Here is an 11,817-nt window from a genome sequence, read left to right on the forward strand (position 1 = left end):
GAGATGGGTGACTACCCAGAGCGAATATCAGGTCACCTTGTGAGATCCTCGCGTCGTCGCTCGCGTGCGATTCGGCGGGCGTTTTCCACTCGCTGGCGGATCATCTCCACCCAAAGGTGCTCGCCGTTGCGGTGGCCACTTCCGGCGAAGCGCCATTCTTGCCGGATGACCGTCTCTCCGGCGGACGGGTCGGGCAGACCTCGTGCAACCCGCGCCTCCTCCGCTCGGTGATCGGCCCGCGCCTGCCGGAGGTCCCCGAGAGTGGTGGAGTAGTGGCGGCTCTTGGTCGAGAAGTGGCCTCGGTATCCGAGCATGTGAGCCCATGCAGCAAGGCGTACCCCTCGATGCGGAGGCAGGTCCCCGAGCATGAAGCAGGTCAGGATCATCCGCCGAGCATGCTCTGTGACGTCGAGGGTCCAGACGTCCCCCCGGTTGCGGATCGGACGATCCACCGTGCCCGCCGACTCCGCGCCCTTGGTCGCGTACTTGGCGATGTATCCGGCGACCCGGTGATCTGTGATGCCCTCCAGTTCGGTCCCGACGTACACGGGCTCCACGTCGAGTTGTTGGCCCCAGCGGAGCGTGATCCTCTCGTCGGCGTCGAGCCCAGGTATCTCCACGGTGATCTGTTCGGCAGCCTGCCGAATCGCAGTCTCCAGCGTGGGGATCGTTGCCCATTCCGGAGGACGGCTTGCGGGACCGTCTGGGCCGTCCACCCGGATCACCCCGTGAAAGTGGATGAGGCCCCGCGCCTGGTACTCGGCGACCTTGGCATAGGAGAGCCGCAGTCGCCGGCGGAGTTCCGTCCGGGTGATGCCTAGTTGCCGGGCGAAGACTGCCGGCAGGGCCTGTGTGAGCCGCCGCCACAACTCCCCGGCATGGGCGTTCCACAGGACGGCGGTCTCGTAGTCGTAGCAGTCCACACAGAGCGGTTGGCCGATCTGGGGGTCGCGCTCCCTGTGCCGCCGGGTGCAGCTCTGGGGCTGTCCGTGCTGGCACACAGGGTGGTCGCGCCGAGGACGGCACGGCAGGCACTTGCCTCCCTTCTCGCGCCTGCTGTGAACCGGCCCGAATGACGGTGCGGTGAAGGTCGCGAACACGCGAGGATGCACGCTCACGCCCTCGGGGACGCCCTTGCCGCCTCGCAGGCCGGAAAGGATCAGGTGGTAGGTGTCATCCCGGTAGACCTCGGAGCAGGCCGGACAACGGGAGGCACGGCGATTGCCGCAGGCGGTCAGGAGATATCCGGTCGGCTCGTCAGCCGTCCGGTAGACGTTCAGGACCTCACCCGATGTGGCGTCCACGGTGACGCGCTCGCCGTGGAGCCGGATCGGGTGAGAGCAGCCGCCTGTGGCGCGGACCATCTGTTGCCATCGGGCGAAGTCAGGCATGGCAGCGCGTTGTGCGGCGGCGATGATGTCGGGAGACGGGAACGGTTCGGTCATGCTGCCCTCCCGCTCGAGGGGGAAGCGGAAGGCTGAACCGCCGGAAGCGGTTCGATCTCGACTTCAAGCAGTGCCCCCACGCGCCGCCACTTCTCGGGGGACCACTCAGGCAGTTCCGCCGCCTTTCGCCTGCCCCACTCCTGAGCAAGCTTGAGGTGCGGAACCAGGTTTTGAGGTAGCAGGTGGACTCCTTTCGCCGAAGGGAGCCACCGCCTGACGGGACGGGCACGCGCAGGCACAGGGAGAGGTCACAGTGCGACCTGATAAACCCTGTGCCAGCAAGAATTTGGAGTGTGAGTGTCTTTTGCGCGGCCTTCTTCTATACCGGGTGGCGTGCCTGTCTTTGGCCTACCGCTGGGCCGGGTCCCTCCAGCGGAACGGCAATAAGTGTTTTGTGTGTCTTAGCCCGGTAGCTGGTTCACGCCGTGTCTGCCGCGTTCCGGTCCTTGCCTGCTTCGTCTCCTTCATCGGGTGGCCTTGATGTATCCAGATCTACCACTGAACAACGAATAAGCGCAGGTCATGGTTCCTGTAGTGCAGAAGTCCGGGAGCGTCCCAGCGAGTCCGTTGAGGTCCGTAGAAGTCCGCGTTTCCCTTCGTGTCATGTGGAAAGTAGAAGGGCTGTCACCTATGGGTAAGGTGAGAGCCCTTCGGGTGACTGAATGACGTCCTAGACGTCCTCGCGTGGGATCGGCTCAAGCAGGTCCGGGTTGAATGGTGCACGCCCTGTCTTGCCGCTCGGATGGACAATTACCGCATGAAGGACCTCGCGGACGTATGCCCTCTTGCGTGATATTGGTAGCCCACCCTCTTCCTCGGTCAGGTACCAGCGGCGCCGGATCTCGTCCACGTCAGTCTGCGCACGCACCCGGCGAGTGGTCGTCTGCCCTTCCCACTTGGCCTTCTCGGCCCGGAGCTTGTCCCGCTCCGTCTCCAGGTCGGGCAGCAGCCGGTAGAACAGCGTCCTGCTGATGCTCTTGTTGACCATGAACTCGTGGACGTGCTGATCCACTGCTTCTTCCGCCTCGGCCAGCTCCGCCTGCTTCGGCCACGTCACGGACGTGGGTACGGTCCTGATCTTCGCTTCTTCGAGCTTGGCCAGCACGGTCTCAGACAGGTACAGGTCCACCAGATCGCCGCGTCGCCCGAGACCTCCACAGCCGCCCTTGGCCTTGGATGGGCATTGGTAGCTGTAGCGCCCGCTGGACGCCTGCGTGCTGACCTTGAGAGGCGTGTTGCACAACCGCCCGTCTTCCAAGATCTTCCCGCAGCGAAGGATGCCGGTGAGCAGGTGACGGTTCTCGCGGGCGTCGTGCAGCAGCGGAGCCCCGACGCTTCCGTCACGGTTCACGCCGTGGCCCCGGCGTCCATCGATGATCGCTTGAACGGCCTGCCATTCCTGAGGTGTGAGGAGCGGCTCCCAGTGGCCGACGACCGGTTCGCCGTCTTCGCCCATCACGATCTCGTTGTTCAGGCTGCGCCAGCCACAGAGCCGGGGGTTGGTGAGCGTCCGGCTCAGAGTGTCCGTCCGCCACCGCTTGCCACGCGGAGTGGTCACCCCCTCACTGATCCACTTCGTCACGATCGAGTGGAGCGAGGTGCCGCCGATGAAGTCGAGCGCGGCCTTCCGTAGCATGGCGGCCTCGATGGGGTCGAGCGTCAGGCGATCGGCCTTCCAGCCGAAGGGGCGGGGGCCGCCAACCGGTATGCCGCTCTCGGCCCGTGCCCGGTGAGAGTTGCGCATGCGACGCTGCATCTTCCGCACTTCCATCTTGGAGATCACGGCCCCGAACAGGCCCATGCTCTCCACGTCCTCGCTGTAGAGGTTCTTGGTCTGCTTCTCGTCCGCGAAGACGAAGCCGTCGTGGTACGTGCATGCCTCTACGAAGCGCTCATAGTCCCCAGGACGGCGGATCAGCCGGTCGTCGGCGACGACCACCACGCCCCGGATCGGTCTGCCGTCGTTCATCTCACCCTTGCGCAGGGCCTTCAGCATGGTCTCGAAGTCGTCGCGGTAGACGTCGGCCTTGGCTGCGGACTTGTCGTTGTCGTCGAACTCATGGACCACCATCCAGCCGTGCTTGGCCGCCGTCCTGTGGTTGATCTTGTGCTGGTCCTTGATCCCGTGTTCGTCCTTGCGGTTGTCCGAGGAGATTCGCGCGTACGAGACGACGGGGATCATGCCGGGGGCCAGGGCGGCGAGCTTCTGCATCGGGGGCTCCTCTGCGAAAGACCTGTCTAAGAACCCTTCTACCAGTAGAACGTGCCGGAGTTGTTCGCCTGGATGCCGGGCGGCTCGGGCTCGCCGACCGGCCGGACGCCCCAGGAGCGGTCCCTGGTGCCGAGCCAGCGGTCGGGGGTGACCGGGATCACCTGGTCGCCGATGGTGATGCTGCCCGTCCAGCGGCCGGTCTGGGCGAGCCGTACCGAGTCGAACATGACCCGCTCCTGCCATCGCAGGAAATGGCGGGGTTCGAGGGTCGCCGGGATCGTCCCCTCCCAGTCGAGCTCGAAGGACAGGCCATGCTCGTTCGGCTCCAGGATCACACGGAGCCGCTTGAGCCCTTCGACGACCTCGACGCGGAACGGGCCGATCCCGGTGTTCATCCGGTCGGGGCCCAGCTCGCGCGAGGCGCGTACGACGCGGTGCAGGTCGCCGTGCCGTACGCAGGCGAAGGCGTCGGTGACGCCGAGGTTGGGGTACTGGCCGAGGCCGACGATCAGCATGAGCTCGTCGGTGCCGGCGTGGCAGTTGAAGTAGTAGCGGTCGTAGAAGTTGCGGTCGGAGGTGGCGACGTGCCGCATGACCTGGGCGGTCTGGTGCACGGGGTGATCGTCGAGCGGTGACAGCGCCATGCCCGGAGTTGTAACAAGCGCTTGGTTCGCCGTCAACAGGCCGGTGGAACACGAAGCGCGCCCCCGCTCTCACGAGAGCGGGGGCGCGCTTTCGAGCCGGATCAGGGCCTGTGGTGGGACGCCTGATCCGTCTTGTTCTGCACGTTGGACGCCATCCGGTCCGCCGACTGCGCGGACCTGTCCGCCTTCTCGCTGACCCAGCGTGACGCATCGGAGGCAGAGTCCTTCATGTGCTCGGTCCACTGCTGGGCGTTGCGGCGGTAGGCCATGTAACCGATCGCGCCGACCGCAAGACCGGTCAGCAGCACCATCGTCGGCCACCGCCGTGACCGGGACGGTTTCGGGTCGATTCGCTTGGCCGCCGCCGTCAGCATCCTGCTGACCTTGGGGGCGACCTGATCCTCGAACCCGTGCGCCGCGGCGTCGAGCCTAGGCGCCGCCCAGTAACGGGCGTCTTCGATGCGCTGGGCGGTGGCCACCTTGGCCTGGTCCGCCATTGGCGCCATGCGATGGCCGGTCTTGACGGCCTGGGCCTTCATTCGGCCCATCCACGTGGCGGGTACCTCTATTACCACGCGGCGTCTCTTCAGTGTCAGGGACACGACAACCTCCCCTGTCGTTGGGGCCCCGCGCTTGACCTTCCCTGGACAAGGCGGCTCAATCATGGCGGTCCATGGGAGGATGGCCGAGGAGGCCGAACGGCCATATTCCTCAGGACATCACATACAACCCTGTACATAGAGGGGGGCAGCTGTCTCGTGGCTGAGAAGCTGATCGCTAATTTGAAGACCAATCGCGGCGACATCAAGGTCGAGCTTTTCCCGAACCAGGCGCCGAAGACCGTCCGGAACTTCGTGGAGCTCGCCGAGGGCACCCGCGAGTGGACCCATCCGGAGTCGGGCGAGAAGAGCACCGCCCGTCTGTACGACGGGACCGTCTTCCACCGGGTCATCTCCGGTTTCATGATCCAGGGCGGCGACCCGCTCGGCCAGGGCATCGGCGGCCCCGGCTACGAGTTCGACGACGAGATCCACCCGGATCTCTACTTCAACCGCCCCTACCTGCTGGCCATGGCCAACGCGGGCGTGCGGTTCGGCAAGGGCACCAACGGCTCGCAGTTCTTCATCACGGTCGTGCCCACGCCGCACCTCAACGGCAAGCACACGATCTTCGGTGAGGTCGTCGAGGGCCAGTCGGTCGTCGACGCCATCGCCAAGACCGACACCGACCGGCGCGACCGGCCCGTCCAGGAAGTCGTCCTGGAGTCGGTCACCATCGAGCGCGTACAGGGCTGAGCCGATCCCTGCGGGGGGCGGGCCACTCTCGGGTCCCGCCCCCTGGGGAAGCCCCAGAACCCCTGATCGACGGCACACAGCTGGGTCTGGTACGTCATAGGCTCTGGACATGACCAGCCAGCCGCCCAGCCCGCCCTCGCAGCCCGAGCAGCCCGCCGAGGCGGTCCCCACGTGCTTCCGGCACCCCGGCAGGGAGACCTGGGTCCGCTGCCAGCGCTGCGACCGGCCCATCTGCCCCGACTGCATGCGCGACGCCGCCGTGGGCTTCCAGTGCCCCGAATGCGTCGCCCAGGGCAACCAGGGCTTCCGCCAGGCCCGTTCCACCTTCGGCGGCCAGGTCGTCAGCACGCCGTACGTCACCTGGGCCATCCTGGCCCTCAACGTCCTCGTCTTCGGCGCCCAATACGTCATGCCCACGGTCACCGGCACGCTGCAGATGTGGCCGGCCGGAGTGGCGGTACTCGGCGACTACTACCGGCTGGTCAGCGCCGCGTTCGTGCACGCGGGCGTCTTCCACATCCTGTTCAACTGCTGGGCCCTCTACGTCGTCGGGCCCTACCTGGAGCGCGCCTTCGGCCACGTGCGCTTCGCGTCGCTCTACCTCATCAGCGCCGTCGGCGGCAGCACGCTCAGCCTCTGGCTCGACCCGCTGAGCCAGCCGACGGTGGGCGCGTCCGGAGCCATCTTCGGCCTGTTCGGCGCCATCTTCGTGGTGAGCCGCAAGCTCAACATGGACGTACGCGGCATCGCCATGCTCATCGTGATCAACCTGGTGATCACCTTCGTGTTCCCCGGTATCAGCTGGACCGGGCACGTCGGCGGCCTGATCACCGGCTCGCTGCTGGCGGGAGCGATGGCCTACGCCCCCAAGAACAACAGGACCCTGTGGCAGGTGCTGGCGATCGTGGGAGCGCTGGCCGTGCTAGCCGTGCTCGTGATGGCCCGGACCTCGGCGATCCTGAGCTCGATCTGACTTCCCCAGGCTGTGGAAAAGACTGTGGAAAGAACTAACGCCAGCGGGTGGAAAGAACCACACCGAAGATGATGAACACAAACCCGATCAGCAGGTTCCAGTTCTGGAGGTCGCTGAAGAAGGGCGCCTGCGGGGCGACGTAGTAGATCGCGATCCACAGGATGCCGATGATCCACGACACCACCATGGTGGGCGCCAGCCAGCGCGGGCTGACCTTGATCTGCTGGGACTTCTGCGGCGGCGTGTAAACCGCCTTCTTGCGAGCCTTGGACTTGGGCACTGGGTAACTCCTGCTGAGGGCCTGGGCTTCCGGATCGTCCACAGGCTCTTCGTTAAGCGTAGTTGAAGCGTGCCCCAGGATAGTCGCCACGCGCACGCCATGGCGATCCCCCGCGTCGGGAGATGTGACGAATACGCTGACGACATGCGGTCCATCTTCCGGGCCGTGGGGGAGCTGAGCATCACCGCCGGCCTGGTCCTCATGCTGTTCTGCGCCTACCTGCTCTGGGGCACAGGCGCCTACACCAAGAGCCAGCAGTTGCTGCTCCAGCGCGAGCTGGCCGCCGAGAAGGCGGAGCACGACCGCGGCCGCATCGACAAGATCGAGCTCGGCAAGGCCGTCGCCATGCTGAGCATCCCGAGACTCGGCCACGACTACCGGTACGCCATCGTCGAGGGCGTGGACGCCGAGCACCTGAAGAAGGGCCCGGGACACTACCCCGACAGCGCCATGCCCGGCCAGATCGGCAACTTCGTGCTCTCGGGCCACCGGACCACGTACGCGGCCCCGTTCAACGAGATCGACGAGCTCGAACGCGGCGACGAGATCATCGTGGACGCCCCCGAGGCCCGCTACACCTACCGCGTGACCTCCCAGGACATCGTGGAGCCCACCGAGGTGGACGTGCTCGCCCCCGTGCCCGGCAAGCCCGACATCCGCCCCATCCGCGCGTACATCACCCTCTCCACCTGCCACCCCGAGTACTCCGCCGCCCAACGCCTCATCGTGTACGGCGTCCTCAAGAAGACCGAGCTCAGAAAGGAATGACATGTACGGCTGGATCTGGCGCAACCTGCCCGGCGACCCCCGTACCAAGGTGCTGACGGCCGCCTTGCTGGTCGTGGTCGTGGGGGTCGTACTCTGGTATGCCGTGTTCCCGCTCCTGGAGCCCGCGGTGACGCTCGACGAGGTGACCGTAAGAAGATGACCCGCCTGCTGGTCGTGGACAACCACGACAGCTTCGTCCACACGATCGTCCAGTACCTGCGCGTCCTGGGCGCCGACTGCGACGTCCGCCCCCGCGACGTCGTCGGCGTGCGCGACGGCGACGGCTTCGACGGCGTCCTCGTCAGCCCGGGGCCCGGCACGCCGGAGGCGGCCGGCGTGAGCGTGCCTCTGGTGCTGCGCGCCGCCGAGCGCGGCACGCCCCTGCTCGGCGTCTGCCTCGGCCACCAGGCCATCGCGGTCGCCTTCGGCGCCACCGTGGCCCGCGCGCCCGAGCTGGTCCACGGGCGCACCAGCCCGGTGTTCCACGACGGCAAGGGCGTCTTCGAGAGCCTGCCGTCGCCGGTGCCGATGACCCGCTACCACTCGCTCGCCGTGCTGCCGGAGACCGTCCCCGAGGTCCTCGACGTGACCGCCCGCACCGACGACGGGGTCATCATGGGCCTGCGCCACCGCCACGCGCCGATCGAAGGGATTCAGTTCCACCCCGAGTCGGTGCTGTCCGAGCACGGCCACCGGCTGCTGGGGAACTGGCTGCGCGGGATCGTGTAACGCCCGGCTCGCGCAGAGCGACTACCAAATGAGCGCCCCCGCCGTTGCCCCCGAGCGGCGGGGGCGCTCTTCGCGCCCGCCCCTGGACGGCCGGCGCCGCGGAACCCTTCCGGGAGAACGACGAGGGCCGCCCTCCCCGTGGGGAAAGGCGGCCCGTCGTGCTTCGTCAGCCGTCAGAACTCGTCGTCGCCGATCGGGTTGTCCTCGGTCGGCTCGTCGGACGGGAAGTCCGTCTGGTCGTCGGTCGGCTGCTGGGTCGGCTGCTCGTTGGTGGGCGGCGGAGCCGTCTCGGGACCGGTGGACACCACGATCGTGATCGTCGTGCCCGGCATCAGCTTCTGGCCCGCGGGCGGGTTCTGCTGGATGACCGTGCCCTCGGCCTGGTCGTTGGCCTGCGGCGAGACCTTCACCTTGAAGCCGGCGCCCTTGAGCGTGGCGGTGGCGTCCTGCTGGGTGTAGCCGGTCACGTCGGGCAGCTCGGTCAGCTCGAAGGGCACGTAGAGGGTGACGCTGGCGTCCTTCTCGATCTCGGTGCCGGCCGCCGGCTTGGTCTCGAAGACCTTGCCCTGCGGCTTGCTGGACTGCTTGGTCTTGACCACGCCCTTCAGCCCGACGTCGTCGAGGGCCTTGATCGCCTCCGTGGTGGTCATGCCGATGAGCCCGTCGGGGACGGCGACCTTCTCCTTGCCCTTGGAGACGAACAGCTTGACCGTGGCGCCCTTGTCGACCTTCTCGCCCTCCGCGGGCTCGGTCCTGATCACCGTGCCCTTGCCGAACTCGTCGCTGGCCTCCTGCACCACCTCGGGCTTCAGGCCCAGGCCGATGAGCGCGCGCTGAGCGGGCTCCAGCTTCTGCGTGGCCAGGGCCGGGATGGGGATCCCGGCGTCGGTGGGCGTGGCCTTGGTGCCGAACACCAGGTAGCCGACCGTGACGAAGGCGCCGATGACCAGCAGCGGGATGACGATCCACAGCGCGGTCCTGAGCGCGTTGCCACCACCGCCGCCGGACGCCCTGCGCCGCCCCACGCGGCTGCCGCCGTCGCCGCCCTCGTACTCGTACGGCGGGATCGCGCCGGTGCGCTGCGTGGCCGGGCCCTGGGCCGCCTGGGTGGCGGTCATCATGCGAGTGCCCTGGTTGAAGTTCCCGGTCATCGCCATCGTCTGCGCGTCGACCGGCATGCCGGACATGGCGCGCTGGATGTCGGCCCGCATCTCGCCGGAGTTCTGGTAGCGGTGGGCCGGGTCCTTGGCCATGGCCTTGAGCACGATCGCGTCGGCCCACGCCGGGATCTCGCGGTCGATCTGCGAGGGCGGGATCGGGTCTTCGCGGACGTGCTGGTAGGCGATCGCCACCGGGGAGTCGCCGGTGAACGGCGGCTGGCCGGTGAGCAGCTCGTACAGCACGCAGCCGGTGGAGTAGATGTCGCTGCGGGCGTCGACGCGCTCGCCGCGGGCCTGCTCGGGCGACAGGTACTGGGCGGTCCCTATCACCTGCGCGGTCTGGGTCATGGTGGCGGCCGAGTCGGCCATCGCGCGCGCGATGCCGAAGTCCATCACCTTGACGTCGCCGGCGCGCGTGATCATCACGTTGGCCGGCTTGATGTCACGGTGGACGATGCCGCCGCGGTGGCTGTAGTCGAGCGCGCGCAGGATGCCGTCGACCAGCTCGGCCGCCCGCTCGGGCAGCAGCCGCCGGTCCTGGCGCAGCAGGTCGCGCAGCGTCCTGCCGTCGACGTACTCCATCACGATGTAGGGCACGGGGGTGCCGTCGGTGACGTCTTCGCCGGTGTCGTAGACGGCGACGACGGCGGGGTGGTTCAGCGAGGCCGCCGACTGCGCCTCACGGCGGAAACGGGCCTGGAAGGTGTGATCGCGCGCCAGGTCGGAGCGGAGGGTCTTGATCGCGACTATGCGGTCCAGCCGGATGTCTCGGGCGCGATACACCTCGGCCATGCCGCCGCGCCCGACGACACCGTCGAGCTCGTAACGACCTCCGAGTAGCCGAGGCTGAGTCATTTCCTGCACTGTCCCTTACCGTTCATCTTGGGTACCGGCCTGCTCGGGGGGCCGCCGGTGTCCATCATCGACCCCGTAGCGCATCACGTCTCCTCCTGCGGCGGGTTTGTACCACCCGGGTCCGGCGAAGCGGTTGGTGTCGGAGTTGTCGGTGTCCTGCTGGGCGTTGGGGTGGTGGGGGTGGGAGTCGGGGTACGGGTGGTCGGGGTTGGCTTCGGTGACGGCTTCTTCGTAGGTGCAGCCGACTTGCTTACCGTAGCCGACCGCGAGGGTACCGGCCGCGTCGACTTCACCGGAAGCGCGGGTGGTCGGCGCGTGTGCTTCTTCGCCCGCGTGGGCCTGAGCAGCTCAGGCGACTGCATCGGGGAGTGGCTGGGTTCGGCGATCTCCGGAAGCGGCGGCGGCGTCGTATCGCGATTGGCGAACGTGATCGCGCTCAGGCCCACCGCGGCCACGCAGCCGGCCGTGGCGACCAGCGCCAGCGTCCTCGCGCCGCGGCGGCTGCGGGCCGGCGGCTCGGGCGGGCTCTGGACCGTCGTCGCCGGGGCGAGGTTCTCGGTCGCCTGCTGGTCCTCCGTGGCCGGCTCGCGCACCCGGAAACCCGCGGGATCGGTGAACATGCTGAGGACGGCGCCCTGCTCGACGCCCTCGACCAGCGACTGGCGCAGCACGTACGCCCGGTCGGCCGCCTCCAGCGCCGAGGCCGGACGCATCCCCGGCTCCTTGGCCAGCAGCGTCATGACCAGATCGCGCACCGGGACGGGCACGTCCGCGGTGAGCGGCGGCGGCTGCTCGTTGAGGTGCAGCAGCGCGATCGCCACCTGGCTGTCGGCCCGGAACGGCGTGTGGCCCGCCAGGCACTCGTAGGCCACCACGCCCAGCGAGTAGAGGTCGGTCGCGGGGGTGAGCGGGAAACCCTGGGCCTGCTCGGGGCTGACGTACTGGGCCGTGCCGAGCACCGTGCCGGTCTGCGTCACCGGCGCGGCCTCCAGGGCGCGGGCGATGCCGAAGTCGGTCACCTTGATCGTGCCCTCGCGGGTGACCAGCAGGTTGCCGGGCTTGACGTCCCTGTGGATGATCCCGGAGGAGTGGGCCGCGTGCAGCGCCTTGGCGGTCTGGTGCACCACGTCGAGCGCCACCTCGGGCCCGAGCGCGCCGTTGCGCGCCAGGATGGCCGACAGCGGCTCGCCGTGCACCAGCTCCATCACGAGGTAGGCCAGGTCGCTCTGCTCGCCGTAGTCGAAGATCTGGGCCACCCCGGGGTCGGCCAGGGCGGCGGTGAGGCGCGCCTCGTTGCGGAAGCGCTCGCGGAACGTGGGGTCGGCGTGCATGTGGCTGCGCAGGATCTTGACCGCGACCTCGCGGCCCAGAAGCTCGTCACGGGCGCGCCACACCTCTCCCATACCGCCCGTGGCGATGCGGGAGAGCAGGAGATAGCGGTTACGGAGCCGCATGA

At 68.0% G+C, this 11,817-nt stretch carries 12 protein-coding genes; 5 read left to right on the plus strand and 7 right to left on the minus strand.

Going from position 1 to position 11,817, the window contains the following annotated elements; all coding sequences use genetic code 11:
* Positions 1–32: 32 nt before the first annotated feature.
* The 4 genes from ACIA8R_RS02435 to ACIA8R_RS02450 form a co-directional block, all read right to left on the minus strand.
* On the minus strand, positions 33–1,445 hold the full coding sequence (locus ACIA8R_RS02435) for a replication initiator (RefSeq protein ID WP_397036081.1): 1,413 nt from the start codon (positions 1,443–1,445) through the stop codon (positions 33–35).
* A 670-nt stretch (positions 1,446–2,115) separates the two neighbouring features.
* Positions 2,116–3,657, minus strand: coding sequence for a recombinase family protein (locus ACIA8R_RS02440; RefSeq protein WP_397036083.1), 1,542 nt, complete (start codon positions 3,655–3,657; stop codon positions 2,116–2,118).
* A gap of 38 nt (positions 3,658–3,695) precedes the next feature.
* Complete coding sequence (locus tag ACIA8R_RS02445; RefSeq protein WP_397036085.1) at positions 3,696–4,301, minus strand: hypothetical protein; 606 nt, start codon at positions 4,299–4,301, stop codon at positions 3,696–3,698.
* A gap of 101 nt (positions 4,302–4,402) precedes the next feature.
* Positions 4,403–4,840: a hypothetical protein gene (locus ACIA8R_RS02450; RefSeq protein ID WP_357693160.1), complete on the minus strand. Its 438-nt coding sequence runs from the start codon at positions 4,838–4,840 to the stop codon at positions 4,403–4,405.
* Positions 4,841–5,059: 219 nt separating this feature from the next.
* Here ACIA8R_RS02450 and ACIA8R_RS02455 point away from each other — a divergent pair, with 219 nt between their 5' ends.
* Together ACIA8R_RS02455 and ACIA8R_RS02460 are read left to right on the plus strand one after the other, a co-directional pair.
* Positions 5,060–5,596 (plus strand): peptidylprolyl isomerase, encoded by a 537-nt coding sequence (locus ACIA8R_RS02455; RefSeq protein WP_357693158.1) that lies wholly within the window; start codon positions 5,060–5,062, stop codon positions 5,594–5,596.
* A 109-nt stretch (positions 5,597–5,705) separates the two neighbouring features.
* Positions 5,706–6,569 carry a rhomboid family intramembrane serine protease gene (locus ACIA8R_RS02460; protein WP_357693156.1) on the plus strand — a complete coding sequence of 288 codons (864 nt, stop codon included), beginning with the start codon at positions 5,706–5,708 and terminating at the stop codon, positions 6,567–6,569.
* Between the two features lie 34 nt (positions 6,570–6,603).
* Here ACIA8R_RS02460 and ACIA8R_RS02465 read toward each other — a convergent pair whose 3' ends face one another.
* The gene (locus ACIA8R_RS02465; protein ID WP_357693154.1) at positions 6,604–6,849 is read right to left on the minus strand and encodes a cell division protein CrgA; all 246 of its coding nucleotides are present in this window, start codon (positions 6,847–6,849) and stop codon (positions 6,604–6,606) included.
* Between the two features lie 144 nt (positions 6,850–6,993).
* Between ACIA8R_RS02465 and ACIA8R_RS02470 the strand changes: the two genes are divergently transcribed.
* The 3 genes from ACIA8R_RS02470 to ACIA8R_RS02480 are packed head-to-tail and all read left to right on the plus strand — an operon-like array spanning position 6,994 to position 8,346.
* Positions 6,994–7,617 (plus strand): class E sortase, encoded by a 624-nt coding sequence (locus ACIA8R_RS02470; RefSeq protein ID WP_357693152.1) that lies wholly within the window; start codon positions 6,994–6,996, stop codon positions 7,615–7,617.
* 1 nt (position 7,618) lies between these two features.
* Positions 7,619–7,777, plus strand: coding sequence for a hypothetical protein (locus ACIA8R_RS02475; protein WP_364083357.1), 159 nt, complete (start codon positions 7,619–7,621; stop codon positions 7,775–7,777).
* The gene (locus ACIA8R_RS02480) at positions 7,774–8,346 is read left to right on the plus strand and encodes a gamma-glutamyl-gamma-aminobutyrate hydrolase family protein (RefSeq protein ID WP_357693148.1); all 573 of its coding nucleotides are present in this window, start codon (positions 7,774–7,776) and stop codon (positions 8,344–8,346) included. Before ACIA8R_RS02475 ends, ACIA8R_RS02480 begins: the two co-directional genes overlap by 4 nt.
* A 173-nt stretch (positions 8,347–8,519) precedes the next feature.
* Here the strand turns inward: ACIA8R_RS02480 and pknB are convergent, their stop codons facing one another.
* Both pknB and ACIA8R_RS02490 read right to left on the minus strand, forming a co-directional pair.
* Positions 8,520–10,361, minus strand: a complete 1,842-nt coding sequence (pknB, locus tag ACIA8R_RS02485; RefSeq protein WP_397036089.1) for a Stk1 family PASTA domain-containing Ser/Thr kinase — start codon at positions 10,359–10,361, stop codon at positions 8,520–8,522.
* 83 nt (positions 10,362–10,444) lie between these two features.
* A complete protein-coding gene (locus ACIA8R_RS02490) occupies positions 10,445–11,815 on the minus strand; it encodes a protein kinase (protein WP_397036091.1) in 1,371 nt (456 codons plus the stop codon).
* Positions 11,816–11,817 lie beyond the last annotated feature (2 nt).

This window comes from Nonomuraea sp. NPDC051191 (assembly GCF_044455665.1).
Taxonomy (GTDB): domain Bacteria; phylum Actinomycetota; class Actinomycetes; order Streptosporangiales; family Streptosporangiaceae; genus Nonomuraea.

Bases quoted from the DNA above. Each gene is read 5' to 3' on its own strand.
- ACIA8R_RS02435 (WP_397036081.1), bottom strand. From the start codon at position 1,445: ATGACCGAACCGTTCCCGTCTCCCGACATCATCGCCGCCGCACAACGC.
- ACIA8R_RS02440 (WP_397036083.1), bottom strand. From the start codon at position 3,657: ATGCAGAAGCTCGCCGCCCTGGCCCCCGGCATGATCCCCGTCGTCTCG.
- ACIA8R_RS02445 (WP_397036085.1), bottom strand. From the start codon at position 4,301: ATGGCGCTGTCACCGCTCGACGATCACCCCGTGCACCAGACCGCCCAG.
- ACIA8R_RS02450 (WP_357693160.1), bottom strand. From the start codon at position 4,840: ATGAAGGCCCAGGCCGTCAAGACCGGCCATCGCATGGCGCCAATGGCG.
- ACIA8R_RS02460 (WP_357693156.1), top strand. From the start codon at position 5,706: ATGACCAGCCAGCCGCCCAGCCCGCCCTCGCAGCCCGAGCAGCCCGCC.
- ACIA8R_RS02470 (WP_357693152.1), top strand. From the start codon at position 6,994: ATGCGGTCCATCTTCCGGGCCGTGGGGGAGCTGAGCATCACCGCCGGC.
- ACIA8R_RS02475 (WP_364083357.1), top strand. From the start codon at position 7,619: ATGTACGGCTGGATCTGGCGCAACCTGCCCGGCGACCCCCGTACCAAG.
- ACIA8R_RS02480 (WP_357693148.1), top strand. From the start codon at position 7,774: ATGACCCGCCTGCTGGTCGTGGACAACCACGACAGCTTCGTCCACACG.
- pknB (WP_397036089.1), bottom strand. From the start codon at position 10,361: ATGACTCAGCCTCGGCTACTCGGAGGTCGTTACGAGCTCGACGGTGTC.
- ACIA8R_RS02490 (WP_397036091.1), bottom strand. From the start codon at position 11,815: ATGCGGCTCCGTAACCGCTATCTCCTGCTCTCCCGCATCGCCACGGGC.